Annotated in this window: 25 protein-coding genes; 16 read left to right on the top strand and 9 right to left on the bottom strand. The window is 59.6% G+C overall.

All coding sequences use genetic code 11. The features are described from left to right. Positions 1 to 33: 33 nt before the first annotated feature. The 4 genes from JFT63_RS03860 (at position 34) to JFT63_RS03875 (ending at position 4,422) form a co-directional block, all read left to right on the top strand. Positions 34 to 1,326, top strand: coding sequence for an MFS transporter (locus tag JFT63_RS03860; RefSeq protein ID WP_057022484.1), 1,293 nt, complete (start codon positions 34 to 36; stop codon positions 1,324 to 1,326). Continuing rightward, on the top strand, positions 1,323 to 2,300 hold the full coding sequence (locus JFT63_RS03865) for an NAD(P)-dependent oxidoreductase (RefSeq protein ID WP_198843510.1): 978 nt from the start codon (positions 1,323 to 1,325) through the stop codon (positions 2,298 to 2,300). The genes JFT63_RS03860 and JFT63_RS03865 overlap by 4 nt, the downstream gene beginning before the upstream one ends. Positions 2,301 to 2,517: 217 nt before the next feature. After that, a complete protein-coding gene (locus JFT63_RS03870) occupies positions 2,518 to 3,948 on the top strand; it encodes a nucleobase:cation symporter-2 family protein (protein WP_078821492.1) in 1,431 nt (476 codons plus the stop codon). Between the two features lie 12 nt (positions 3,949 to 3,960). After that, positions 3,961 to 4,422, top strand: a complete 462-nt coding sequence (locus tag JFT63_RS03875) for an LEA type 2 family protein (protein WP_186561477.1) — start codon at positions 3,961 to 3,963, stop codon at positions 4,420 to 4,422. A gap of 151 nt (positions 4,423 to 4,573) precedes the next feature. On the opposite strand, the gene JFT63_RS03880 is transcribed toward JFT63_RS03875, so the two are convergent. Further along, the gene (locus tag JFT63_RS03880) at positions 4,574 to 5,500 is read right to left on the bottom strand and encodes a carbon-nitrogen hydrolase family protein (RefSeq protein WP_057702888.1); all 927 of its coding nucleotides are present in this window, start codon (positions 5,498 to 5,500) and stop codon (positions 4,574 to 4,576) included. A gap of 90 nt (positions 5,501 to 5,590) precedes the next feature. Between JFT63_RS03880 and JFT63_RS03885 the strand changes: the two genes are divergently transcribed. Next, a complete protein-coding gene (locus tag JFT63_RS03885) occupies positions 5,591 to 6,511 on the top strand; it encodes a LysR family transcriptional regulator (protein ID WP_198843579.1) in 921 nt (306 codons plus the stop codon). Here JFT63_RS03885 and JFT63_RS03890 read toward each other — a convergent pair. Further along, complete coding sequence (locus JFT63_RS03890; RefSeq protein WP_003190904.1) at positions 6,483 to 6,737, bottom strand: hypothetical protein; 255 nt, start codon at positions 6,735 to 6,737, stop codon at positions 6,483 to 6,485. The two genes, JFT63_RS03885 and JFT63_RS03890, sit on opposite strands and share 29 nt — an antisense overlap. A 162-nt stretch (positions 6,738 to 6,899) precedes the next feature. Between JFT63_RS03890 and JFT63_RS03895 the strand changes: the two genes are divergently transcribed. Next, on the top strand, positions 6,900 to 7,220 hold the full coding sequence (locus JFT63_RS03895) for a DUF883 family protein (protein WP_005788644.1): 321 nt from the start codon (positions 6,900 to 6,902) through the stop codon (positions 7,218 to 7,220). A gap of 33 nt (positions 7,221 to 7,253) precedes the next feature. Here the strand turns inward: JFT63_RS03895 and JFT63_RS03900 are convergent, their stop codons facing one another. Continuing rightward, positions 7,254 to 8,291: an Ldh family oxidoreductase gene (locus tag JFT63_RS03900; RefSeq protein WP_198843511.1), complete on the bottom strand. Its 1,038-nt coding sequence runs from the start codon at positions 8,289 to 8,291 to the stop codon at positions 7,254 to 7,256. Positions 8,292 to 8,459: 168 nt separating this feature from the next. Between JFT63_RS03900 and JFT63_RS03905 the strand changes: the two genes are divergently transcribed. Continuing rightward, the gene (locus JFT63_RS03905) at positions 8,460 to 13,598 is read left to right on the top strand and encodes a dermonecrotic toxin domain-containing protein (RefSeq protein WP_198843512.1); all 5,139 of its coding nucleotides are present in this window, start codon (positions 8,460 to 8,462) and stop codon (positions 13,596 to 13,598) included. Positions 13,599 to 13,618: 20 nt separating this feature from the next. Here JFT63_RS03905 and JFT63_RS03910 read toward each other — a convergent pair whose 3' ends face one another. Continuing rightward, positions 13,619 to 13,888 carry a PepSY domain-containing protein gene (locus JFT63_RS03910; protein WP_057702884.1) on the bottom strand — a complete coding sequence of 90 codons (270 nt, stop codon included), beginning with the start codon at positions 13,886 to 13,888 and terminating at the stop codon, positions 13,619 to 13,621. Between the two features lie 147 nt (positions 13,889 to 14,035). Here JFT63_RS03910 and JFT63_RS03915 point away from each other — a divergent pair, with 147 nt between their 5' ends. After that, positions 14,036 to 15,031 carry a FecR family protein gene (locus tag JFT63_RS03915; protein WP_198843513.1) on the top strand — a complete coding sequence of 332 codons (996 nt, stop codon included), beginning with the start codon at positions 14,036 to 14,038 and terminating at the stop codon, positions 15,029 to 15,031. 70 nt (positions 15,032 to 15,101) lie between these two features. Here the strand turns inward: JFT63_RS03915 and JFT63_RS03920 are convergent, their stop codons facing one another. Next, positions 15,102 to 15,266 (bottom strand): hypothetical protein, encoded by a 165-nt coding sequence (locus JFT63_RS03920; RefSeq protein WP_198707641.1) that lies wholly within the window; start codon positions 15,264 to 15,266, stop codon positions 15,102 to 15,104. A gap of 62 nt (positions 15,267 to 15,328) precedes the next feature. Between JFT63_RS03920 and JFT63_RS03925 the strand changes: the two genes are divergently transcribed. From JFT63_RS03925 to JFT63_RS03950, 6 genes are all read left to right on the top strand, one after another. Continuing rightward, a complete protein-coding gene (locus tag JFT63_RS03925) occupies positions 15,329 to 15,769 on the top strand; it encodes a hypothetical protein (protein WP_198843514.1) in 441 nt (146 codons plus the stop codon). Next, positions 15,769 to 16,317, top strand: a complete 549-nt coding sequence (locus JFT63_RS03930) for an adhesin (protein WP_198843515.1) — start codon at positions 15,769 to 15,771, stop codon at positions 16,315 to 16,317. Before JFT63_RS03925 ends, JFT63_RS03930 begins: the two co-directional genes overlap by 1 nt. Positions 16,318 to 16,386: 69 nt before the next feature. Further along, the gene (locus JFT63_RS03935; protein ID WP_057702880.1) at positions 16,387 to 17,121 is read left to right on the top strand and encodes a hypothetical protein; all 735 of its coding nucleotides are present in this window, start codon (positions 16,387 to 16,389) and stop codon (positions 17,119 to 17,121) included. A gap of 60 nt (positions 17,122 to 17,181) precedes the next feature. After that, positions 17,182 to 17,862, top strand: coding sequence for a C39 family peptidase (locus tag JFT63_RS03940; RefSeq protein ID WP_057702879.1), 681 nt, complete (start codon positions 17,182 to 17,184; stop codon positions 17,860 to 17,862). Between the two features lie 37 nt (positions 17,863 to 17,899). Beyond that, a complete protein-coding gene (locus JFT63_RS03945) occupies positions 17,900 to 18,643 on the top strand; it encodes a hypothetical protein (RefSeq protein WP_057702878.1) in 744 nt (247 codons plus the stop codon). 49 nt (positions 18,644 to 18,692) lie between these two features. Then, positions 18,693 to 20,000, top strand: a complete 1,308-nt coding sequence (locus tag JFT63_RS03950; protein WP_198707636.1) for an autotransporter domain-containing protein — start codon at positions 18,693 to 18,695, stop codon at positions 19,998 to 20,000. A 146-nt stretch (positions 20,001 to 20,146) separates the two neighbouring features. Here JFT63_RS03950 and JFT63_RS03955 read toward each other — a convergent pair whose 3' ends face one another. After that, positions 20,147 to 21,469 (bottom strand): sigma-54 dependent transcriptional regulator, encoded by a 1,323-nt coding sequence (locus JFT63_RS03955; protein WP_057702876.1) that lies wholly within the window; start codon positions 21,467 to 21,469, stop codon positions 20,147 to 20,149. Positions 21,470 to 21,813: 344 nt separating this feature from the next. Between JFT63_RS03955 and JFT63_RS03960 the strand changes: the two genes are divergently transcribed. Further along, positions 21,814 to 22,074, top strand: coding sequence for a hypothetical protein (locus tag JFT63_RS03960; RefSeq protein WP_186561491.1), 261 nt, complete (start codon positions 21,814 to 21,816; stop codon positions 22,072 to 22,074). A 67-nt stretch (positions 22,075 to 22,141) separates the two neighbouring features. On the opposite strand, the gene JFT63_RS03965 is transcribed toward JFT63_RS03960, so the two are convergent. Genes JFT63_RS03965 through gnd form a run of 3 tightly spaced genes read right to left on the bottom strand, consistent with a single transcriptional unit; the run spans position 22,142 to position 25,466 of the window. Further along, positions 22,142 to 22,966 carry an HAD family hydrolase gene (locus JFT63_RS03965; RefSeq protein WP_198843516.1) on the bottom strand — a complete coding sequence of 275 codons (825 nt, stop codon included), beginning with the start codon at positions 22,964 to 22,966 and terminating at the stop codon, positions 22,142 to 22,144. Further along, positions 22,963 to 24,486: a glucose-6-phosphate dehydrogenase gene (zwf, locus tag JFT63_RS03970; RefSeq protein ID WP_057702873.1), complete on the bottom strand. Its 1,524-nt coding sequence runs from the start codon at positions 24,484 to 24,486 to the stop codon at positions 22,963 to 22,965. The genes JFT63_RS03965 and zwf overlap by 4 nt, the downstream gene beginning before the upstream one ends. Then, positions 24,483 to 25,466: a phosphogluconate dehydrogenase (NAD(+)-dependent, decarboxylating) gene (gnd, locus tag JFT63_RS03975; protein ID WP_057702872.1), complete on the bottom strand. Its 984-nt coding sequence runs from the start codon at positions 25,464 to 25,466 to the stop codon at positions 24,483 to 24,485. Before gnd ends, zwf begins: the two co-directional genes overlap by 4 nt. 259 nt (positions 25,467 to 25,725) lie before the next feature. On the opposite strand from gnd, the gene JFT63_RS03980 reads away from it, so the two are divergent. After that, entirely contained in the window at positions 25,726 to 25,902 is a 177-nt protein-coding gene (locus JFT63_RS03980) for a DUF6026 family protein (RefSeq protein WP_157243918.1), read from the top strand. Positions 25,903 to 26,007 lie beyond the last annotated feature (105 nt).

The raw sequence follows: 26,007 nt of genomic DNA, 5'->3' as shown, positions 1-26,007 counted from the left end.
TGCCACAACTACAACAAGCTCAGGAGCAACCCCATGGAAACCGTGAAACTCGCCACCCGCCGTTGGTGGTACATCATGCCTATCGTGTTTATCACCTACAGCCTGGCCTACCTGGACCGCGCCAACTACGGCTTCGCCGCCGCCTCCGGGATGGCCGAAGACCTGATGATCACGCCGGGCATGTCCTCGCTGCTTGGCGCGCTGTTTTTCCTCGGCTACTTTTTCTTTCAGGTGCCGGGGGCGATCTACGCGCAAAAGCGCAGCGTTAAAAAACTGATTTTCGTCAGCCTGATCCTCTGGGGTGGCCTGGCGACCCTGACCGGCGTGGTGTCCAACGCCTATATGTTGATCGTCATCCGCTTCATGCTCGGGGTGGTCGAAGCCGCGGTGATGCCAGCCATGCTGGTGTACCTGTGTCATTGGTTCACCCGTGCCGAACGCTCGCGGGCCAACACCTTCCTGATCCTCGGCAACCCGGTGACCATGCTGTGGATGTCGGTGGTCTCGGGCTACCTGGTGCAGCATTTCAGCTGGCGCTGGATGTTTATCATCGAGGGCCTGCCGGCGGTGCTGTGGGCGTTTATCTGGTGGAAGCTGGCGGATGAAAAACCCGCCGATGCCAAGTGGCTGAGCGAACAGCACAAAAAAGACCTGGAAACCGCCCTCGCCGCCGAGCAAGTCGGCATCAAGGCGGTGAAGAACTACGCCGAGGCGTTCCGCTCGCCCAAGGTGATCATCCTTGCCCTGCAATTCTTCTGCTGGAGCATTGGCGTGTACGGCTTTGTGCTGTGGCTGCCGTCGATCCTCAAGGCCGGCTTGCAGATGGACATGGTCGAAGCCGGCTGGCTGTCGGCGCTGCCGTACCTGGCGGCGGTGATCGGTATGCTGGTGGTGTCGTGGGGCTCGGACAAACTGCAAAAACGTAAGCGCTTTGTTTGGCCGCCGTTGCTGATTGCGTCCATCGCCTTCTACGCGTCCTACGTGTTGGGCGCCGAACATTTCTGGTGGTCCTACACCCTGCTGGTGATCGCCGGGGCGTGCATGTACGCACCCTATGGCCCGTTCTTCGCCATCGTCCCGGAAATCCTCCCCGCCAACGTCGCCGGTGGCGCCATGGCACTGATCAACAGCATGGGCGCGCTGGGCTCGTTCGGCGGCTCATACCTGGTGGGTTACCTCAACAGCAGCACCGGCTCGCCCGGCGCTTCGTACCTGCTGATGAGCGGTGCGTTGCTGCTGTCGGTAGTGCTGACGATTTTCCTCAAGCCCGGCGCCAGTGACCGCTCGCCGGCGCCAACCCTGGAGTTGAAGGTAAAAACCTCATGAAAAAGTCCGTTGTGTTGTACAAAAAACTGTCCGCGCCGCTGATGGCCCGCCTGCATGAGCAGGCCGAGGTCACGCTGATCGATGCACTGGATGAAACCGGCCTGGCCAAACTGCGCGACGCACTGCCCACCGCCCACGGCCTGCTGGGTGCAAGCCTGCGCCTGGACGCCCGGTTGCTCGACCTGGCACCCAAGCTGGAAGCCGTGGCCAGCGTCTCGGTGGGCGTGGACAACTACGACATCGACTACCTGACCCAGCGCGGCATTCTGCTCAGCAACACCCCGGATGTACTCACCGAAACCACCGCCGACACCGGCTTTGCGCTGATCCTGGCCACCGCCCGGCGCGTGGTCGAACTGGCCGACATGGTGCGTGCCGGCCAGTGGAGCAAGAACATCGGCCCGGCGCATTTCGGCAGCGATGTGCATGGTAAGACCCTGGGCATTATCGGTATGGGCCGCATCGGTGAAGCCTTGGCCCAGCGGGGGCACTTTGGTTTTGGTATGCCGGTGATCTACCACAGCCATTCGCCCAAGCCTGCGGTGGAAGCGCGTTTTGGCGCGCAGTACCGAAGCCTTCAGGACTTGCTCAAAGAGGCGGATTTTGTGTGCCTGACGTTGCCGCTCACCGCAGAAACCGAAAAGCTTATTGGCGCCGAGGAATTCGCGCTGATGGGGCCGGAGACGATCTTCATCAATATCTCACGGGGCAAAGTGGTGGATGAGGCGGCGCTGGTTGAAGCATTGCAGCAGCGCACCATCCGGGCGGCGGGGTTGGATGTGTTCGAGAAAGAACCCCTGGATCACGCCTCGCCGTTGCTGCGCTTGAACAACGTGGTGGCGACTCCGCATATCGGCTCGGCAACTCATGAAACGCGCGAGGCGATGGCCAAGTGTGCAGTGGATAATCTGTTGCAGGCGTTGTCGGGCGAGCGACCGCAAAACCTGGTGAACCCAGGGGCCTGGAAGCAATAAGCCCTAATGCCAGCTTTTGTAGGAGCGAGCTTGCTCGCGAAAAACTCACAGGCACCGCGTTTAATCAGAAAACATGTGCCATCGTTGACGTTTTTCGCGAGCAAGCTCGCTCCTACAGGGTTGGATGTGCAGGTTTTTCATAAATATCCTTTTACCCTTCTGACAGCCGACGCTTTCTGGCATCCTGCGCCTCCATTTTCCGACCCGAGCCATCATTTTGTCTGACGCTCAAGCCCCCCGCCCGCGCTATAAATCCGACCTGATCTACGGCCTGGAAGACCGCCCGCACTTCACCGCCGCGATTTTTGCCGCCTTGCAGCATGTGCTGGCGAGCTTTGTCGGCATCATCACCCCGACCCTGATTGTCGGCGGCGTGTTGGGCCTCGAAAGCGAGGTGCCGTACCTGGTGAGCATGGCGCTGTTCGTCTCGGGGCTCGGCACCTTCGTGCAGGCCCGCACGTTCGGGCCCGTGGGCTCGGGGCTGTTGTGCCTGCAAGGCACCAGCTTTTCGTTTATCAGCGTGATATTGAGCGCCGGGTTCATGGTCAAGGCCCGGGGCGGCGGCACGGATGAAATTCTCTCGACGATTTTTGGCATCTGCTTTTTCGCCGCCTTTATCGAGGTGGTGCTGAGCCAGTTCATCGGCAAACTGCGCAAGCTGATCACCCCGGTGGTGACTGGCACCATCATTACCCTGATGGGCCTGTCACTGATCAAGGTGGCGGTCACCGACATGGCTGGCGGCTATGGCGCGGGTGACCTGGGCGCCGCCAGCAATATGGGTCTGGCGGCGCTGGTGCTGCTGACCATCGTGGTGCTCAACCGCTTCAACAACCCGTTCCTGCGCCTGGGTTCGATCGTGATCGGCCTGACGCTGGGCTTTGTGGTGGCGTGGTTGCTGGGCCGGGTGGATATGGCCGCCCTGCCCCAGGTGCCATTGATCAGCGTGCCGGTGCCGTTCAAGTACGGCTTCTCGTTCGACTGGGTGGCGTTTATCCCGGTGGCCGTGATTTTCCTGATTTCGCCTTTGGAAGCGGCCGGCGACCTGACGGCCAACTCGATGATCTCCCAGCAACCGGTCAAGGGCCCGCTGTATATCAAGCGCATCAAGTCCGGCCTGCTGGCCGATGGCCTCAACTCGGCGATGGCCGCCACCTTCAACAGCCTGCCGATGGTGACGTTCGCCCAGAACAACGGCGTGATCCAACTGACCGGCGTGGCCAGCCGTTACGTGGCGTACTTTATCGCCGGGCTGCTGGTGCTGCTGGGGCTGTTCCCGATGATTGGCGCGGTGCTTCAGCTGATGCCCAAGCCGGTACTCGGCGGCGCGACCCTGATCATGTTCGGTACCGTGGCGGTGGCCGGAATCAAGATCCTCGCCGAAGCCGGCCTGCACCGGCGCAATGTGCTGATCGTGGCGATCTCCCTGGGGATGGGCCTGGGCGTCGCCGCGGTGCCGGAAGTGCTGCGCGACTTGCCCAAGGCGCTGCACAACATCTTCGAATCGCCGATCACTGTGGGCGCGTTCTGTGCAATCCTGCTGAACATTTTCCTGCCCGAAGAGTTCATAGAGCTGGAAGAAGATGAATTCGATCCGGAGTCCTCTACCCTCAAGGTCATGCAAGACCCGGACGTCACGAAACAGTAGGAGCACTTTTAAATGCGCAAGCTCATGGTTCTATCGTTGCTGTTGCTGACCTTGAGCGCTTGCGCGCTGTTCCCCAATCGCGACCCGGTAAATATCAACGTGGTGGGCATCGAGCCGCTGCAAAGCCAGGACCTGGAAGTGCGCTTTGCCGTGAAGCTGCGAGTGCAGAACCCCAATGAAACGGCAATCGACTACAACGGCGTGGCGCTGGACCTGGACGTCAATGGGCGACCGCTGGCGTCCGGGGTAAGTGACCAGGCCGGCAGCATCCCGCGTTTTTCCGAAAAGGTGCTGATGGTGCCTGTCAGCGTTTCGGCGTTCTCGGTGTTGCGCCAGACTCTCGGTCTGAGCCAGACCCAAAGCCTGAACAATCTGCCCTACGTGCTGCGCGGCAAACTGGCGGGCGGGTTATTCGGCACCATGCGCTTTGTCGAGCATGGCACGCTGGATTTGCCCAACACCGCCACCTGGTGATGCGCGAGTGATCTGATCCTGGCAAGCCGTCTGTAGGAGCGAGCTTGCTCGCGAAAAACGTCAACGGTAACGCGTGTTTCCTGAATCAACGCGGCGCCTATGGGTTTTTCGCGAGCAAGCTCGCTCCTACAAAAGCCTGGGTTGGCCCGGTTCAATCAGTGATGTAGCGCACGCCGGGCTTGGCGCGTTCATCCACCGCCAACTCAAAAATATCCGGTCTGGCGTAATGCCCCACCACGTCATAGTCATAGCGTGCCCGCACCAAATCATCGGTATCGATGCGCGCCGTCAACAACCCCGTCTCCCCCAGCAACGGCCCTGCCAGAATGTCGCCCATGGGCCCCACAATTACGCTACCGCCGGCAATCAACGGGCGCTCTGCTGGCCAATTGGCAATCTCCACGCCCAACGCCTCGGGCGATGCCTGAACCTGGCAAGCGCTCACGACGAAACAGCGGCCTTCATGGGCAATATGCCGCATGCTTACCTGCCACATCTCACGCTCGTCCACGGTGGGCGCACACCACACTTGCACGCCCTTGGCATACATGGCCGTGCGCAACAGCGGCATCATGTTTTCCCAGCACACCGCACCGCCAATACGCCCGACAGCCGCGTCGATCACCGGCAAGGTTGAGCCGTCGCCCTTGCCCCAGATCAGCCGTTCAGTGCCGGTCGGCATGAGTTTGCGGTGCCTGGCGACCAAACCGCTCGACGGTTCGAAATACAGCACCGTGCAATACAGCGTGCTGCCACTGCGCTCGATCACGCCGAGCACCAGGCTGGCACCGGTGCGCGCCGACAAACCGGCCAGCGCCTCAGTCTCGACGCCCGGCACGTCGATGGCATTGGCAAAATACCGCGCAAAGGCTTCACGCCCCTCCGGCAGGCGATAGCCCAATTGCGTGCCGAAGCTTTCGCCCTTGGGATAGCCGCCCAGCAACGCCTCAGGCATCACCACCAACTGCGCGCCACTGCGCTGGATTTCATCTTCATAGGCCAGGATCTGCGCCAGGGTTTCAGCTTTGCCGCCAGGCAAGGAGCCGATTTGCAGGGCTGCAACGATCGATACGGGCATTACGCTCACTCCGCTAATAAGGGTTGCCCATTCTCCGGCCAGCCTCGATCATGAATAAAGATCACTTCAGTACTAAATGATATGACCCAGATGAATATCGCCCAGGTTGACCTGAACCTGCTGAAAACCTTCGAAGCCCTGCACGACGAGTCCAGCGCCAGCCGTGCGGCATTGCGCCTGGGCGTTACGCAATCGGCGATCAGCGCCGGCTTGCGGCGTTTGCGCGAACTGTATGGCGACCCGCTGTTCGTACGCACCGGCCGCGGGCTGGCGCCCACCCTGCGGGCCAATCAGTTGAAACCGGTGATCAGCGAGGCGTTGGACCGCTGCCGTCAAAGCCTGGCGATGACCAACCCGGATAACCCGCACTATCAGGGGCGTTCGGTGGTTTTAGGTCTGTCAGACGATTTCGAAATCGCCTACGGCAGGCCACTGATGGACGCCATCGCAGAGCGCCTGCCGAAACTGCGGGTGATCTTTCGCCAAACCCACAGCCAGATCGTTGCAGGCGCCCTGCTCGACCGCAACCTGGACCTGGCCATCACCGCAGGCGGGTTTGCCGAGCGCAGGTTGAGTCGGCAAGTGCTGGGCGAAGGTGACTACTGTTGCCTGGTGGACCCAGGCAGTCTGGTGCCCGGCCAACAAGGGCTGGAACTCGCAGAGTTCATCGCACGCGAGCATGTGCTGGTGTCGTCAGGCGGGTTTATCGGTATTACCGATGAAGGCTTGGCGGCGCAGGGCTTGAGCCGCCAGGTGTGCGCGTCTACCAGCCACTTCGCGGCGCTGCCGTACCTGCTCAAAGGCAGCACGGCGGTGGCGACGATCCCCGGCCACGCGGCCGAGGCGATTGCGCAGATGACCGGCTTGCGTGTGCTGCCCTGCCCGCTGGCACTGCCGCATTACCCGGTGGAGCTGGGCTGGCGAACCCAGGCCCAGCTGGACCCGCTGTTGCTCAAGGTTCGCGAGGCGATTGTGGCGTGCTTTACTTCGCCGCAGCCATCAGCTTGTTGACTTCGCTGCGCACCATGTTGGAAAACTCCGGCGGCGACATGCCGTCAAGTTCGGCACGCACCCACTCGGCCCATTTGCCCTTGCGCTTGGCGCGCTCGCCGAACAAACGGGCGGCTTCGCCCTTGGCTTTGCCCAGGTTGGTTTGCCACAGGTCGTAGAGGCGCGACTTTTCGTCTTCCAGCTCGGCGCGTTCGGCGAGGGTCTTGTTGGCGAGATTGAAGCTCATGTTGAATTACCTGCTGCACAAATGGGTGACATCTTACACTGTAGGCCCAAAGGTCCTGATTCCCATTGTGCCCCAAATGCACGGCTCGCAAAATAACTGCAACTTTTGCCGCTGCCCGATACTCCATTGTTCACTGTCACATTCACTTGCAAGGAGTCACACATGGCCCGCAAAACCGCCGCCCAAGCCGTCGAAGAACAAATCAAGGATCAAGCCTTCAGCGAATTGACCGCGCTGATCGAAGAATCGGACAAACTGCTCAAAAGCAGCGCATCCCTGGTGGGCGAGGAAGGTGAAACCCTGCGCGAGCAGGTCGCCATCAAACTCAAGCAAGCCCTGGATTCGGTGTCCAGTGTCCGTGAGCGCAGCAAGCCTGTGGTGGATGCCACCGAGACCTATATCGGCGGTCACCCATGGCAGACCGTGGCCATTTCCGCAGGCTTTGGCCTGGTGGTGGGTCTGCTGCTGGGTCGTCGTCACTGATCAGCACGGGCTGCGCCCATGGCGCAGCCTGTTTCATCCCGCCGCCAATTCTCGCAGCTGTCGAAGATCCTGCGCCTCAAGCTCTATGCCTGCTTCCTGCGACTTCGCCCGTGTGCGATGGCGCCGATCCCCCGGCAAACGCCGCAACCCTGCCGCATGCATCTGCCGCACCAGTTCCTGGCTGCGCTCGGCGAAGCTTTGCCCGGCGGTCTTGCTCGGATCAATCACTATCAGCAGCTGGCCGGTCCAGGGCGTACGCGCTCCCGGATGCTCGGCCCAATTGAATTCGAACGAAAAATTGCCGCCAGTCAGCGCCGCCGCCAGCAACTCGACCATCATCGACAAGGCCGAACCCTTATGCCCACCGAACGGCAACAGCGCGCCACCTTCCAGAATGGCTTTCGGGTCCTGGGTCGGCTGGCCCAGGCTATCGACGCCCATGCCCGGCGGTAGCCGTTCGCCTTTGCGCGCGGCAATCTGCACGTCGCCGTGGGCGATGGCGCTGGTAGCCAGGTCGAACACAATCGGCGCGCCATCGGCCCGCGGTGCGGCGAACGCGATCGGATTGGTGCCGAACAACGGGCGATCAGCACCATGGGGCACCACGCACGTCATGCTGTTGACCACGCTGAGCGCCACCAGCCCTTGTTCGGCAAAGGGTTCGACATCCGGCCACAAGGCGGCAAAGTGATGGGAGTTGTGGATGGCCAGTAACGCAATACCAGCGCTGCGGGCCTTGCTCACCAGCAACGCACGTGCCGCCTCCAGAGCCGGTTGGGCAAACCCATTGGCGGCGTCGACCCGTACGAAGCCTGACGCAACGTCGGTGACGATTGGCACGGCGGTGCCGTTGACCCAGCCGCTGGCCAGAGTCGACAGGTAACCGGGGATACGAAAAATACCGTGGCTATGAGCGCCATCACGTTCAGCACTGGCGCAGTTATGCGCGAGGATGGCCGCCACTTCTGGCGAGGTCCCGTGCCTGACGAAAATCTGTTGGAGCAACTCCAAAAGCTCAGTGAAGCCGATCAAGGTTGAAGACGTGGCAACTGTCGGGGACTGCGCAGACATTTGAAGCTCCGTTTTTATGATTGGAAGGGGCAACGAATGGACATCCAGACCGTCGATTAAACACCACCCACAGCGCCCGCTGTCAACTTGACGTGACTCAATAGTTACCGCTGCCGGCCCAAGGTCCCTGGCTACCGTGTGTTTCCCTATTCCCGCTGGAGACAGGCGATGACCCGCGTCACCCCGCCGTATTTTTTTGCCGAATTCCTGCTGCCCGTTAATCGCTCCACACTGAGCGAGCGCGAACGCGCCCTGGGGCTCACCGTCAAGGACCTGGAATGGCTGCACGGCGTGTATTACGCCAGCGACGCAGGGCGCCAGGACAGTCGCCTGCAAAGTCCCCCCATGCGTGTCGAAAGGCTCTTGATCAATATGGCAGGGCAAACGGCGATTCCACTCGCGGGGGCGTTTGTGATGAGCCCCAGCCCGGACGGTGCCAAGGCCCTGCTATACACCCCCTATGGCGGTATTGAGGTATTTGACAGCCATGCGTCAATGCTCACCGAGGTCAGCCAGGCGTTGGCCGATGGAGTACAGCGCGAGGAGCTGCTCAGTTTCCTGTCGATTGCACAGCGCAACAGCCTGCCGGCGGGCAGCGTCCTGACGCTGACGACCTCGCCGGTGTTGGGTGCGGTCATGGAAGACCAGGAACAAGCCCTGCAAGCCTGCCAACGGGCCAACGTGCAGGCAGTGCTTGAGCAACTGCAGAAAACCCCGACCCTGTCCGACATGCTCGATACAGTGCTTGGGATCATGGCGCACCCTTATTTCCCGGGCCTGGATCAACGTCAAACGCGGGTAAACTGCTTTATCCAAAGCCCGACAGATACCGACCGACGCTGGGTCGAGTCCCTGCCGCTACGTGAAGCGCTCCTGCAGTTCTATATCAAACATGCGTGGCCTCTGGGGCAAACCCGCGACTTTATCAACCCCAAGCACGTCACCACCCAGTTCAGCCAGCCCCAGCTGGAGCAAGACCGCGAGCATTGGGAAACCCTCATCGAGCAGACCTCCGGCACGCTGTCCAAACTGCTCGACAGCCTGCTGCAGACCTACTGGAACGAAGACATCGACAACGGCACCTCGCGTCTTGAGCTGTTCGCACAGGTGTTGGCTGACAAATTGCGCCTCGACGTGCTGCTCAAACGTCAGATCGACATCCTCAGTGCCGATGAAAGCCATATGCTGCAGGCCCTGTTCCTCAGCGACCAAGGCGCTCGTAGCGCCTACGCCGCCGATCTGAGCGTGGAGAAAGTGCGCATCTATGCGCCCTACCAGCACTATGTTGAGCTGGCCAGTACCCTGATGCTGAACCAGAACCATGCCTACCTTTACACCCAATCACGTGGCTTGCAGGTACTCCAGGACCTGGATGACCTCAAAGACACGTTATTGAGTATGCTCACCGCCGCCGGGCACGAAGATGAACTGCTCAATTTCCTGTCTCTGGATGAGCGTAATATCTTTCTCGGCCTGGACCAGATAAACGTTGCTGCGCGCTCCATCACCGGGCATGTGTTCACCGGCATGATCGAAGACATCGCCGCCAAGCAGATCAGTAATATGAACCATGCCCTGGGCCTCTATCGCAGCAGCGCCGGTCAGGTGGACCTGGAGGCATTGCTCGATTACGCCCTGGACATCCGCACGATGCTCGACAATCGCCTGGCCGACCTGGACACCGATGGGCGCTGGACGACACATCCCGTGAGCAGCGGCAATGGTCGCCCCTCCACCGTTCAGGCCGAGCGCGCCAAGCTGCAGTTGCAAAGCCTGCAAGCTGCCGAGCAAGGGTTGCGTATTGAGCGCATCAAGCATCCGACATTGCGCAGCATGGCCGCCCTGGCCCTGAATACGCAATTGCACACGCGACAACTGGACCTCAAGGCTGATGAGGTCTTTGTCAACACTTACCCCTCCCGCGCCGAGCAGCGCGAGGAGCGCCCGACCGTTTCGTCTCTGAGCATGGTTGAACATTTCATCGAGCGCCTGGGCCAGGAGGGCAATCCACTGCCCGTGACTTCCAGGCTTGGCTTTTACAAACAAATCGCCCCGCGTATCGCCCTGAAGCTCAACAACTTGCCCATCAAAACCTTCAACGACATCATCGAACAGGTGTTGAAGGTATTTGCCGGCCACGAGATGCGTGAGCTGCCGCGCCTGTTCCTGAACAACACTCGCGATAAACACGCACACTCGATGCTGCTGGGCTTGCGCAGCGAGGCTGAACTGCGGCGGCTGATTAAAACGCTGTCGCCCGGCAGCCATGCCATCCTTGATGCGGTCCTGCGCACCGACAGCCTGGTGCGACTGACCCGTCATGGGCTCAACGGGTTTCTGCCGGATGCTTATTCGCTATCGTTGCAGCGGGGCACGTCCGATGCGCTGCTGCCGTTGGCCAACCTGTTTGTTCTGACCGAGCGTGGCGGCCTTGACCCCAGGCATTCGGGCCAGGCGATCCTGTGGACGCCCCGGCGTAGTCATGAGGTGTTCCCATCGATTTCAGCCCTGCGCGAATCACTCGTCCAGCGCCTGGCGCATCCGATCAAACGACTGACGCTGCTGGAGAATCTACGATTGTCCCAACGCGTGCCCCATCAGGAGTATCGCCTCGGCCCGCTGCAACGCATTGACGATAACCTGCTGGACAATCGCCTGACGAGCTACGGCGAAAACGTCATGGACGCCGTGGATCATTTGCTGGAGATGGACCTGCCGGCGCGCGCCGTACAGGACCGCCTGGATGCGATCCTGGAGACCCCTGCGCCCACCAATCTGGCACGGGCCAGCGCGCTGGCCGAGGCGATGATCACTCAACAGGCCCTGCCGGTGTGGCTGGCAATGGCGCCTTCCGAGGAGCAGATCTACCATGCCGAACTGCTTGAGCAATACCACAACAGCGCGCCGGATGAAGAAGACTACCTGCATGGCATCCCGACCATTCGCGAACATACGTTTTCCGAGTTGCTGAGACTGCTTCAAGCGCGCTTTCCCAAGCAGGCCATCAGCCCCGATGACGTGTTGATTCCGACGCATCAGGCGCTCGATATCCATGAATACAACTTGACCGATTTTGCCTTGCGCCACTGGCCGGACTTGAACAGCCAGATTATCCGTCCGCGCTCGCGCACCGCCACACCGTTACCCGACAGCCTGGATGCCAGCGCGGTGATTCAGATGGTCCGCCAGTTGGACTTGCAATCGGCCTACCAGAAGCGGCTCCACGCCGAACTGGGCACCGACACAGAGGCCGCAGCCAAGCGCCGACGTCTGTTCTGCCAGCAATTGCCTTGGCAGGTGTTGCATTACGCCCATGAGCAACACCTGCAAGAACGCCTGTCGACCCAGGGCCTGAGTTTGGTCCAGCAGGCGTTCGATATGCCTGACGCCCTGGCACGTGCGGCGCTGGCAGGCGCGTCGACACTGATTCGGCCCGTGGAACTGGTGGCGACCGCCGGCGCCACTGCCGCCAAGGTACTGGGTATGTACCTGATCAACGCGCAAGATAAAGAGGACGGGACTGTGGTGCTATATGCGCCCTACAGTGAACAGCATGTGCTCAAGCAATACGACAGCGAGCAAGCGCTGCTGGATGAGCTGGAAAGACCCGGAGCCCTGCAGGACTGGGTCATTGCGCACCTGGAAGATCCGCATCAGGCCGTTTACCGCAACCTGCTGCAAAACAACCGACATCGCCCCTCGGAGATTCGCCTTGCCTCATCAGCGATAACCGGCAACCTGCTGCACTACCTGTTCAGTGAAAACACGCTGATCCTGCTCAGAATGCTCGCCTGCCAATTCGAAGAGGGCGCCAAGTTGCTCTGGGACAAAGCGGTCGGCCTGTTCGGCACGGGCATTCCGACAGCGGTGCAATTCATGGCGGGCAAGCTTGCCTATCCGCTGGTGGTCTGGCGCTGCTACACGCTGATCAAGCGCTCGATGGAAGCGCTGCAGCTGCACCAGTGGAAGGCCGCGATGAAGGTTTTCATTCTGGCCGTGGCGCAAATGGCCGCCTTGTACAGCGAACTTGATGGCAGCGAACCCCCGCCGCCCGATGAGGCGGATATCGTCGACTGGCCGGAGGGCAAACTGCCCACGGCCATAATCCCGGCGCTACGCGACGTCACCGCGCCTTCGCGTACGCGGTTGCAGCCTTTCGAGGGCAATGACATTGCGCTGAAGGATCTTGAGTTGGACACCGCCACCCATGTCTACAAGGATAAAAAACGCGGCAAAGATTATGTACCGCTTGCCGGCAAGGTGTACTCGATAAAGAAAACCAGCGAGCAGTGGCGACTGGAAAACGACGACACGCCGGGGCCCTACATCGGCCGTAACTCAGAGGGCAATTGGGTGTTGGACCTGAGCGTGCACCAACCGCGCTTCGGCCAGACCTGGACGCGCCAGAAAACGCAGCGCGCCGAACGACACGAAATCAACATTGAAGCGCGAGGCATAAGGGCGATTGCAGCACTGGCCAGCTGGAAAGCCCAAGCCATTGACGAAGCGTTGAATGTAGCGATTTACTACGCCGTCACCTGCAAGCGCAACATTGAGTACTTTGCCAAGCTGCTCACCCCTGATAGCCGCGTGGGCCTGTTTTTATGCGACTTGTTCGGCACCAGCAATATGAACCCGGGCCAGGTGCAGAAAATCGAGAATATCCTCGATGGGATACTCGATGAACTCAGCGACCCCAGCTTGATCGGCCCTGACTCGATGCGCTTTATCAGCGGGCGCAGCCTCACCGATGCCAACAACGAATACGCCATGATTTTGGTCGGTGACAGCGAACGAAAAGTGTATTTATTCGAACGTTTCTTCGATCCCGACCTGACTGACTACATCGACAGGCTGAGCACTCCCTTCGACATGTACGCGCACGCCAGGGCCTCTACGCTGATTCATGAGCTCACGCACCTGCGCTTCAAGACCGAAGACATCGCCTACCTGCGGAGCATGGAGCCGTTTCGCGACTTGATTGACACGGCCAAGCCTGGTGCTCAGGCGGTGAGGACCCGTCAGGATGATTTGCAAACGACTGCATTGTCCACTCTGACGCCGGACAGGATGCTGTTCAAGACGTGGGATGATGTAGCGAAGACCTGGCAGGATTACGGCTTTTTCAAGACCACCCATTACCTGAAGCGTAAAGTCCTGGATGTTACCGGCGCCAGTGATCTGGCTGAGGCCAGACAAATTTTCATGAGCAATACCGACAAACGCATTGATGTGATTTTATCCAATGCCGATTCAGTCACTTACTTAATAACGCATCTGGGGCGCCTGCTGGATGAGGGGGCCTGAGCAGGCCCCCCGCACGTGAATCAATCTTTCTGGTCACGCAGGACATTGCCCGAGGCGCCATCGATCCTGGCTTCATACACTACGCCATCGGATTTACGGCCTTTGACTTCCCAGTAGCCGTCGTTATCGGCTTCGGCGGCGTAGACCTCAACATAACCAGCCTTGGTCTTCGCTACTTCAATGGCTTTTTCGATGGTAATCCAGCCTGCACCCGGCTTGTCTGCCAACGCAGCGCCGGCGCTCAACAACGCGGTGCTTGCACACAGGGCGGCTAAGGTTTTCTTCAACATTTTCGTACTCCTTGGTGGATGACAGTGTGTTTCCTGATTTTTTAGGTGCGTTTAAACAAGAATAAGTTCCAATTGATATGCAATCGCCATGATGCTGTTCTCGTCGTAGGGCTCCAGGGGTAGAATGCGGGAAATCAGGATGAGTAAATGAGCGAAAAGCCCCTTTCAGAAGCCGAATACGACGCCATCACCGACGCCGCTGCGCATTGGTGTATGCGTGTGCACGCCAGCGACTGCACGACGGCCGAACGTCAGGCTTTCGAACAGTGGCACGATGCCCATCCGTTGCACGCTTTCGAATACGCCGCGATGCTCGAAATCTGGGACGTGGCCGATCATTTGCCCCGCAGCGCGCCTGCCTCGGTTGTAGTGCCGCTCAAGCCTCGCAAACGCTGGCGCTCTTATGCGATTGCAGCATCCATCTGCCTTGGCGCTCTACCGCTGGCCGCCTTCACCGGTTGGGAAGCCGGTTGGTTGCCAAGCTCATATGAGCGGTTTGACGCCACCAACGGGCTGCGCAAAGTCACGCTCGGCGACGGCAGCGAAGTGGAGCTGAACCTGGGCACCGAGCTGGTCTACAGCCGCTACAAGGATCGGCGCCAGGTGAAGTTGAACAAGGGCGAAGCGTTTTTCAACGTCACCCACGACAGCGAGCACCCGTTTATCGTGCAGGCTGGCGAAGGTAAGATTCGGGTCACGGGCACCCAGTTCAATGTCTGGAAGTACGAGGACCAAGTGCGGGTGATGTTGCTGGAAGGCTCGGTGCAGATCACCAGCGACGCGGTGCATGGCGGCGTGCCGCTGACCCCGGGGATGCAGGCCAGTTACCACCGCGGCGACGCCACCCCGCAAGTCGCCGCGATCAAACCCAATGACCCTGCGCTTGCCTGGCGTACAGGCAAGCTGGTGCTCGACAACCTGGCGTTGGCCGATGCGTTGCCGCTGATCAACCGATACCTGAACAAACCGGTGATGCTGGCGGACGCCGGCACCGGGAGCATTCGCATTGGTGGCATCTACAACCTCAGCGAGGTCAACAACCTCATACCTTCCCTGCCCAAGGTCCTGCCGGTCTACCTGACCCGCAACCAGGATGGCAATCCCGTACTCAACGCCATCCCCGGCAAAAAGCCCCGGGGCTGAGGCGCGCTTCTAACTTTCGTGTCCACTTTTGAAACACCTCGGTGCGCTGAATCGCCCAGCGGCTGCGGATTCATGCGTCTGTCATGAACACTGTTTCATCGCTGAAACAGTTGACGAGTGTGGCCCGGCATATCGCGCCGACCGGCGACTGTTTCACGCCTGAAACACCGCCATCGGTGATGCGCGCGGAAAAATCCCAACCTCCTGAATTTTCAACATAAACAAAAAGCGGCACGGGTTCTGCTCTTTCCCTGATAACGCTGTTTAGGGTCAGCGTTCAGAACAAGGAATGCCGCCGTGATCACACTCACACACGCCTCGATAAACGTATTGCTGATCAGCTGCGTGCTCAGCGCCAGCATCAGCCATGCAGGCGATGGCGTTATCGTGACAGGGCGAACCGTACAGGGTCACATGTACGGACGCACTTCCCTCCCCGATCCATACCCCGCCACTGCCAACGCCAACCCCAGCAAAGAGATCATGAGTGCCACCTCCGGCGAACTCAGTGATCTGGACATCGGCGGCATTCGCAGCGGTTCGGGCCTTGCTCGCTCCATCCAACCCAGCAGCAACCTGTCTGGCCTGAACGCTACGCAAAACAGCCTGTCGACCCAGGGCGCCGGTGCAGCCGCCGGCCATGGCGCGGGCAGCAGCATGGCTGGGCAGATCAATGGTTCGATCCAGCGCGGTATGGCGCCCTTGAACAATCTGGGCAACATGCTGGGGGGCAAGTAATGAAGCGCCTTCTGTTGATGATCGCCCTGCTGGGCAGCGCCTCGGCCATGGCCGACAACGCCGCCGTGATCAACAACAGCGGCCAACAGTATGACGGCGTCCTGTCGATCAACCAGGCGGCAGGCAACCAGCAACAGATGTCCAACAGCCGCGCCATCGCCCTCGATGGTCAGGCCACCAACGTGAATATCCAGCGGCTCGACGGCAAGGTCGACCCGTCCTTGAATGCCAAGGTGGCGATTCAGGGGGCTTCATTTATCAATGGCAACGGTGTGCTGGGCGTTAACCAGTCGGCCGGTGCCAATAACCAATCGATCAACGCGGTGCGGATCAGCCTCAACCCTGGCCCGCAAAGCATCGATGACAGCGTCCTGTTGCAACAGAACACGACGCAGTTGACCGACTCAGGGCTCACCTCCACCACTGGCAGCCGCCAGGTCGCGACCAGCGACCAGGCCTTCACCGGCAGCCGAGGAGTGATTCAGGTGAACCAGAGTGCCGGGGTGGGGAACCGAGTGGCTAACACCCTGGGCATCACTATCAAGTAACCGCTTGGTAGACGTTAGTTAGACCGTACCAACACTTAACCCAACTAATTAGAAGCAAGGAGAAACACCATGAAACCTCAAATGGCGCTCAAACCAATGGTTTTCGCTCTCGCCGCGCTCATGGCTGCTGCCGCTCAAGCGGGTGGCTGGCATCCAACCCCACAACCTACCGGTACTGTGGCCGCTGTGGTCACTGACGTACAAAAAAGCGAACACAACAAATTCGACGACACCAACACCGATAACAATGCATCAGCCAAAAATTCGATAAATAGCAACAACGGTAATGTCGGGGTCAACGCACAATCAGGTTCCGGCAACCAGGCTGACAACGCCGGCGCCATCTCCAGCGCCAAAGGCGACTTCGCCACCGTGTTTGCCGTAATCGATGTAGACCAAGGCAGCTCGCATAACAACTTCGTCAATAAAGGCACGCAAAACAACGCCTCTCTAGAGGGCTCCATCACCGGCAACTCCGGCAACGTGGGTTACAACGGCCAGGCCGGCCAGGGCAACCAGGGTAAAAACAACCTGGCCATCACCACCGCTGACGGCAAGAACATCGCAGCGGCTTCCAATACCGAGCAGAACTCGCTCAACAACAGCTACCTGAACACGGCCGCCAGCAGCCATGGTTATGGCAAGCCTCAGTACGTGTCCAACAACGCAAGCCTCGAAAACTCGATTAACCGCAACTCCGGCAACATAGGCGCCAACCTGCAATCCGGTGCGGGCAACCAGGGCAGCAACAGCCTGTCGATCGGCCAGGGTTGCAGCGTCTGCGCCAGCGGCGTGCGCTTCTGATTCAACGGGGCCTTGGCGACAAGGCCCTTTTTATTCCAGTGTCCAACAGGTCATTCGATCATGCGTCTCGCGACCCTCACCCTCTTGATGTTGCTCACCGGCACGACGTGGGCAGGCACCATGGCAATTTCCGCCATGCCCGGCGGTGCGGTGATTTTCAAGAAGGTCGAGAGCATCCGTGAGCGCCGGTTCGCCAACCTGGTGGAACAGAAAACCGATTTCAGCTGTGGTGCCGCGGCACTCGCCACCATCCTGCGCCAGGCCTATTGGCTGGACGTCGACGAAGACCACATCATCAAAGGGATGCTGGTCACTGCCGACCAGGACCTGGTGCGTACCCAGGGCTTTTCCATGCTGGACATGAAGCGCTACCTCGAAAGCATCGGTATGCGTGCCCGCGGCTACAAGATCGCCCCCGATACCCTGGTGACGGTAAAGATTCCCGTGGTGGTGCTGCTGGAAATTCGTGGCTACAAGCACTTTGTGGTGCTGCAGCGGGCCGACAAGGACTGGGTGTATATCGGCGACCCTGTGCTGGGGCACAAGCGCTATTCCCGTGACGACTTCGTCAAAGGCTGGAATGGCATTGTGTTTGCCGTGCTGGGCGAAGGTTACGACAAGACCAACGTCTTGCTCGACCCTCCCACACCGCTGACCGCCAAGAACCAGTTGAACGAGTTCCGGCCCGTGGGCGATGCCGAGTTGATGGATTTCGGTTTTATCCAGAGCGACTTCTTCTAGAAGCGCAATAAGGGGCAGGACGCCCCAGGAGCAGCAGATGAACACTTTCCGTTGGCTGACGGTCTTGTGTCTGGCAGCCGCTATGCCCGCCTATGCTTCATCGGCTTTCAAACCGATCGAACTCAAGGATGCAGAGATGGCCGAGTTGCGCGGCCGCTACGTCATGCCGGGGCGGATCATCAGCTTCGGCATTGTCATGAGCAGCACCTGGACCAACGCTGTCGGTGACCGCATTACCGGCGCGGCCAACATGCAAATCGACAAAACCACTGTTACCCCGCAGTTCTATGTGCAAACCACCGGTTCGACGGGTAACGGCAGCCTGCCAAACACCGGCACCGGTAACGTGGTCGGTGGCGCCGGGCTCAGCAGCGGCCAGGGTGTGACCCAAAGTGTGCGCACCGCAGGCGATAGCAACACCGCCTACAACGATGTGGGCATCAACATCGAGAATGGCGTCGCCCCCGCCAGTAACCTGCAAACGGGGCAAGTGCTGGTCGCCGGCGGCACCGTGACCGGTGACAGTGCGGCGGGCCGCGTCAGCGTTTCGGCCAACAATGGCGGCGTGCAGATGGCGATCCAGGCCAACCATAACCAGGGCAATAGCCTGCAACAGATCGGCGGCGGCAACGTGCTGCAGGGTACGGTGCTGACCGGCAACAGCAACCTTGTCAGAAACATTACACAACTCAACGTCGTGATGAACAATACCGGCTTGAACAACGGCGCGTTGAACTGCAATTTGGATCAACTCAAAGGCCTACGCACGCTCGGTTATTGAACTACGCTGACCCTCGACACTTTCGCATTAGAAAAGGACGGCTTATTTCATGCATCGATCGTTATCGCTACGTGCGGTGGTTTGTTTGAGTACGCTCTTGCCCGCATCCGTGCTGTATGCCGCGCCAGACGCCGATATCGAAACCCTGAAAAAGGAACTTCTGGAACTCAAGCAACGCTACGACGTGCAACAAAAAGCCTTGGCCGTGCTGGAGCAACGCGTGCGCCAGGTAGAAGATCAACCGGTAGCGCCCGCCCCCAGACGCCTGGCCAAATCACCTGCCGACTTCAAACAAGGTGCTAACGCTGTCGCCGCCACGGGCACGGGTGCCGCCGCAGCGTCGGGTGGTGCAGGCGGTGGCGGCAGCTCTTACGGCCAATCCCTCAAGGACGACTCGGCCCCTGCGCAAAGTGTGAGCAACCTGTACAACGAGGCCAGCGGCTTTTTCGGCAACGGCAAGTTCAGCGTGGAAACCGGCATCACCTATGCCCGTTACGATGCACGTCAATTGACGCTGAATGGCTTCCTGGCGCTGGACTCGATCTTCCTGGGCAATATCAACCTGGACAGGATCAAGTCCGACAGTTGGACCCTGGACCTTACCGGGCGCTACAACGTAGACAACCGCTGGCAGTTCGATCTGAACGTACCCGTGGTATACCGCGACTCGACCTACCAGTCCGGCGGCGCCGGCAACGATGCCACCGCCACCTCCGAAGGCTCAGTGACTCGCGACCCGACCATCGGCGATGTCAACTTTGGCGTGGCCTACAAGTTCCTCGACGAAACCTCGACTTTGCCGGATGCGGTGGTATCGGTGCGCGTCAAGGCGCCGACGGGCAAGGAGCCTTTTGGCATCAAACTGGTCCAGCAAACGAACAACGACAACCTCTACGTGCCCGAAAGCCTGCCCACGGGCAACGGGGTTTGGTCGGTCACACCGGGCATTTCCCTGGTCAAAACCTTCGACCCGGCCGTGCTGTTCGGTTCGTTGTCATACACCCACAACTTTGAAGACTCCTTCGATGACATCAGCAGTCAAGTCAATCAGAAGGTAGGAGGCAAGGTACGCCTGGGCGACAGCTTCCAGTTTGGTGTCGGTGTGGCGTTCGCCTTGAACGAGAAGATGAGCATGTCGTTCTCGGTTTCCGATCTGGTGCAGCGCAAAAGCAAGCTCAAGCCGGACGGCGGCGACTGGCAATCGGTGGTGTCCAGCGATGCCAACGCCGGTTATTTCAACGTGGGTATGACGATCGCAGCCTCGGATAACCTGACCATCGTGCCGAACCTGGCGATTGGGATGACGGATGACGCACCGGACTTTACGTTCAGCCTGAAATTCCCGTACTACTTCTGATCGAGAGGCGAACGCTTAAAAATGTAGGAGCGAGCTTGCTCGCGAAAAACTCATAGGCGCCGCGTTCATTCAGGAAACACGCGTTATCGTTGGCGTTTTTCGCGAGCAAGCTCGCTCCTACGGAGAGCCTTGGTCCACTATCCGCCCTAGCGAATCTGGTGCTTGTGCAGCAGCCGGTAGAACGTCGGCCGGGAAATCCCCAGCACACGGGCGGCAACACTGAAATTGTCACTGTGCCGGTTGAGCACATCGCACAGCGCCTGGCGTTCGGCTCGGTGCTTGTAATCTTCCAGTGTCGCCATTGGCGGCGAAAGTGCCTGCTGGCCTTGCAGGCCAAGGTCCACGGCTTCGATCTGGCGCCCTTCGGCCAATACCAGGCCACGACGCACACGGTTGGCCAGTTCGCGCACGTTGCCCGGCCACGGGTGTTGCCCCATCGCCACCAGCGCCTCTTCGCTGAAGCTGCGCGGACGTCGGCCGGTTTCCTGACTGTAGAAACGCGAAAAGTGATTGGCCAGCATCGCCACGTCACCATGACGCTCGCGCAATGGGGCCGTGACTACTTGCAGGACATTGAGGCGGTAATACAGGTCCTCGCGAAAGGCGCCCTTCTCCACCGCGGCTTCAAGATCCACATGGGTGGCCGCCAGCACGCGCACATCCACCGAGATGGGTTGGCTGCCGCCGACGCGCTCGATATGTTTTTCCTGAAGAAAGCGCAACAAATTGGCTTGCAGCTCCATAGGCAAATCGCCGATTTCATCCAGAAACAACGTGCCACCGTGGGCTGCCTCGATGCGTCCGACCTTGCGCTGATGCGCACCGGTAAAGGCGCCCTTTTCATGGCCGAACAATTCCGATTGGATCAGATGTTCCGGGATCGCCCCACAGTTAATCGCCACAAACGGCTTGGCGTGGCGCTGGGATTGTCGATGAAGGGTCTTGGCGACCAGCTCTTTGCCCGTGCCGCTGTCGCCACGGATCAGTACCGGCGACTCGGTGGGCGCCAACTTCGACAACAATTTGCGCAGTTCGCGAATCGGGCGGCTATCACCCAACAACTCATGGGGCTCACCTACCGGCACGACACCTTTGCCCCGCAGACGCGCCATGCCAAACGCGCGCCCCATGGTCACCTGGACCCGAGCCACATCGAACGGCAAGGTGTGAAAATCGAAGAACCATTCGCAGACAAAATCTGCGACATTCTGCAAACGCAGTACTTCAGGACTGAGCACGGCGATCCATTCGGTACCGCTGCGGCCAATCAGCTCCTTGACCGCCTCTGGGCGTTCCAGGTGACAGGGCTGCAAACGCAGCAGGCCCACGTCGCAAGAGCGATCCCCCACCGCCTGCAAGGCACAGCTGTCTACTTCCCAGCCTGCCGTGCGCAGCCCAGGCAACAGCCTGTGGCAGTCATCACAGGGGTCGACTACCAGCAAGCGGCGTTGAACAGGTGTATCAACCATGACGATTCCTTGGCGCCAATGTTATTAAAGTTATTTAGAAACAACGATTTGCGGCGCTTGCAGCTAACCCTAGCAAGATCTTGACGCTCGCCTTGTACTATTTCGCTATAAGTGTGGGCAAAAAGCCATGTCGGTGCCGTCGCGAGCGAAAAGTTGCCCGTCACTGAAACTTTCATTCAGCTTTCAAAACAGCCGCTTACATGACGTTAGTCAGGGAAAGTTAAAATTTCTTGCTCTAGCATGTGACCCGCACCCCACCATCGTGCATCAGTACAAGTAACCCACCGCACGGTCAGCCCAACCGCCGGTACTCACTTGAATGGGCATACAGAGAGAAGACCCAAATGAACGCTCCGCTGCGCATCAACGAAGCTCTTTTGATTGCAGACCGTGCCTTCCAACCCTTTCAGTGCGTGGCCTGGCACGATGGCGTTGGCGCTCTCAGCCTGAGCGTCATCGACCGTACCAACACCCGTATCGGCAGCAAACAGCTGTCCTCGACTGCCTATACCGACCCGGCCCAACTTGAAGACTTGTTGTTGCAGGCCCGCGCCGAGCTCGATAAAGAGGGCCACCAGTTACAGTCCTGGGTAATGCCGAAGTAATTCAATGCGGCAACTTCCAGCCCACGCCAAACATCGGCTGGAAGTTGTGCAATAACACTTCAAGTACTTAGCGTCGCGCGAGAATAAACCGCTCGAACGCCTCGGCAGCGCCGTCTTCGACGTTGCTGCCGGTCACCACATTGGCCTGGCGCTTGACGGTTTCTTCGGCCTGGCCCATGGCAATCGACAATCCAGCCACGTGAAACATCGCCGGATCGTTGCCACCGTCGCCAATGGCGGCAGTCTGGTCCAACGGCACGCCAAGGTGCTCGGCCAGGGTTTTCAAGGCTTCGCCTTTGTTAGCCAGCATTGCGGTTACGTCCAGATACACAGGCTGCGAACGCGATACCTGAGCCAAACCTTGCACCTTGGGCTGCAACCGCGCTTCCAGCTCCACCAGCAACTGCGTGTTGTTACTGGCCGCGACAATCTTGTCGACCCGGTCCAGGTAGGGCTCGAAACTCTCCACCACCACCGGCCCATAGCCCAAGCCATCGGCTTCGCGCTGCACCATTGGCCCTGGCGGGTCACGACGCAGCCAATCGCCGTCGGCAAACACCCACACTTCTATGTCCGGCTCGGCAGAAAACAACGCCAGGGTGACCAGAGCTGCTTCTGCCGGCAAATGGTGAGCAACCAGAATGCTGCCATCCGGGTTGACCAAGGTACCGCCATTAAAGCCCGCCACCGGCACATCGATGCCAAAGGTTTCGATCAGGTGCAGCATGGCCTTGGGCGGACGCCCGCTGGCCAGGCTGAACAACACTCCGGCTTCACGCATCGCACGGATCGCGTCGGCGGTACGCTGGCTGAGGCTGTGGTCGGGGTGCAACAGCGTCCCGTCTACATCACTGAGGACAAAGCGGATGGGATGAATCGTTGCGTCACTCATCCGAGGCTATGCCAGGCACGGCCATCACGGGCCAGCAAAGCATCGGCCGCCGCCGGGCCATCTTCACCGGCCTTGTAGGCCTGGATACCGTCGTCTTGCTTCCACGCATCCAGGAACGGCTGCACTGCACGCCAACCGTTCTCGATGTTGTCGGCACGCTGGAACAAGGTCTGGTCGCCGGTCATGCAGTCGTAGATCAGGGTTTCGTAACCCGTCGAGGGCTGCATTTCGAAGAAGTCCTTGTAGTCAAAGCCCAATTCGATATTGGCCATCTCCAGGGTCGGCCCCGGCTTCTTGGCCAAAAGGTCGAACCACATGCCTTCGTTCGGCTGGATCTGGATCTTAAGGTAAGTTGGCTTGAGCTCATCGACTTCGGTATCGCGAAATTGCGCATAAGGCGCCTGCTTGAAGCAGATCACGATCTCGGTGTCACGGATGCTCATGCGCTTGCCGGTACGCAGGTAAAACGGCACACCGACCCAACGCCAGTTATCAATCATCACTTTGAGCGCGACGAACGTCTCAGTGCTGCTGTCCGGCGCGACGTTGGCTTCTTCGCGATAGCCGGGTAATGGCTTGCCGGCGATTTCTCCGGCGGTGTATTGGCCGCGCACGGAGTTGGCCCGCGCATCTTCCAGCGACCAGGGGCGGATGGCACCGACCACTTTGGCCTTCTCACCCCGCACCGCGTCGGCACCAAAGGCTGCCGGCGGTTCCATGGCGACCATCGCCAGCAACTGGAATAGGTGGTTGGGCACCATGTCCCGCAGTGTGCCGGTCTTCTCGAAGAAGTTGCCCCGGGTTTCAACGCCGACGGTTTCAGCGGCAGTGATTTGCACGTGATCGATGTAGTGGTTGTTCCAGAACGCTTCGAACAGCACGTTGGAGAAACGGCTGACCAGGATGTTCTGCACCGTCTCCTTGCCCAGATAATGGTCGATGCGATAGATCTGCTTCTCGCTCATCACCTTGAGCAGGCACGCGTTCAGCGCTTCGGCGGTGGCCAGATCGGAGCCGAACGGCTTTTCGATAACCACGCGCCGAAAACCATCGTCCGTTTCATTCAGCAAGCCGGCACTGCCCAGGCGCTGCACCACTTCACTGAAGAAGCGCGGTGCAGTGGCGAGGTAGAACACCGCGTTGTCGGTGCCGCTATCGGCGATCTTCTGCGCGATATCCGCGTAGGTGCCGTCGTCGAGGAAATCGCCCTCGACGTAGCTGATGCCCTTGGCCAACTGCGCCCACAAGGCGGGGTCCAGGGCATGTTCGGCATTGCCCCGGACTTTGCCGGCGGCTTCGGTGCGAATGAAATCCTCAAGCTTCTTGGCGAAGTCTGCGTCGCTGATGGCGTTGTGATCAACGCCGACAATGCGCAGGCCTTCGCCCAGCAGCCCGTCGCGGCTAAGGTTGTATAGCGCCGGCATGAGCAGGCGCTTGACCAGGTCGCCATGGGCGCCAAACAGAAACAACGTGGTAGGTGGAGCAGGTTCGGCCTTGGGTTTCTTGCCGTTGGCGGTCATTTTTTGGAAGTCTCCACATGGCCGCCAAAGCCGAAGCGCATGGCAGACAGCATTTTGTCGCCGTAGGTGCTTTGCTGGCGGGAGCGGAAACGCGCAAACAGCGAAGTCGACAGCACCGGTACCGGCACCGCTTGCTCCATGGCCGCCTCGATGGTCCAACGGCCTTCGCCGCTGTCGGCCACGGAGCCCGAGTAACCGTCGAGTTTCGGGTCGGTGGCCAGGGCGTCGGCGGTCAGGTCCAGCAGCCAGGACGACACCACGCTGCCACGGCGCCAGACTTCGGCGATGTCGCCAACGTTGAGGTCAAAGCGCTGGTCTTGCGGCAGGTTTTCCGAGTTCTTGGTCTTGAGGATGTCAAAACCTTCGGCAAACGCCTGCATCATCCCGTACTCGATGCCGTTGTGGATCATCTTGACGAAGTGCCCCGAACCCGCTGGGCCGGCGTGAATGTAGCCCTGCTCGGCACGTGGGTCGGCAGAAGCCGAACGGTCCTTGGTGCGCGGGATATTGCCAAGGCCAGGGGCCAGGCTTTTGAAGATCGGGTCGAGGCGATTCACGGTCTCGGTGTCGCCACCGATCATCATGCAATAGCCACGCTCCAGGCCCCAGACGCCGCCCGAGGTGCCCACGTCCACATAGTGCAGGCCCTTTTCAGCCAGGGCCTTGCCGCGACGCACGTCGTCCTTGTAGTTGGTGTTGCCGCCGTCGATGATCACATCGCCGTCTTCCAGCAGTTCGCTCAGTGCGTTGATGGTGTCTTCGGTGGGCGCGCCCGCCGGCAACATTACCCAGACAGCACGGGGCTTTTGCAAGCCGGCCACCAGCGCTTTCAAGTCGGCAACGCCGGTGGCGCCCTCCTCGCTCAAGGCTTTGACGAAGGCTTCGTTACGGTCGTATACAACGGTGGTATGCCCATTGAGCATCAGGCGCCGCGCAATGTTACCGCCCATGCGGCCTAGTCCGATAATCCCCAGTTGCATGTGCTGATGCTCCTAACTACTAAAAAATGTGTGACATAGTTTATAGCGCAATGAGGCTAATGAGGGTTAGTCCAGAGCAGATCCGTGTAGTTTCATGACAAAAAAGTTGCCATCGTTTCACCATCACCGCCCGAAAAGTCACACGACCGCCAAAAATAAAAAAGTTCCCTTGCTGCAAAAAAGAATTCAAACTTGCTTCCGACTGTTGTCCAAACCCTGTTTGGGCAACGCGATCTACCGGCTATTTGCGAGGTAAGCAATGAGCACAGCACAGATGACCCGCCCGCCACAGACTCTCTACGTCAGCATCCGCCGCGATGAATTGCGCCAGTTGAAGGACGAGCGCGATCAGTTGCAACAGGAAGTCCTGCGTCTGCGTTCACACCTCCAGGCCCAACTCGAGCTGCCATCCCAGGCCAAGCCGGCGCTCTGCTGACTGCGTCTGGTCAGTTTGTAAGGCAACACCTACAGAAAACTCACAAAGTTTTCACACGCTTATCCCGATACTCCCGCCCGCGATGCCGCTCACGTTCTGAGCGGC

The sequence above is a fragment of the Pseudomonas sp. MF7453 genome, assembly GCF_016405455.1.
Classification (GTDB): Bacteria; Pseudomonadota; Gammaproteobacteria; order Pseudomonadales; family Pseudomonadaceae; genus Aquipseudomonas; species Aquipseudomonas paralactis.
Note: the sequence above shows the minus strand (reverse complement) of the source record. Positions and strands in the feature narration are given on the sequence as shown.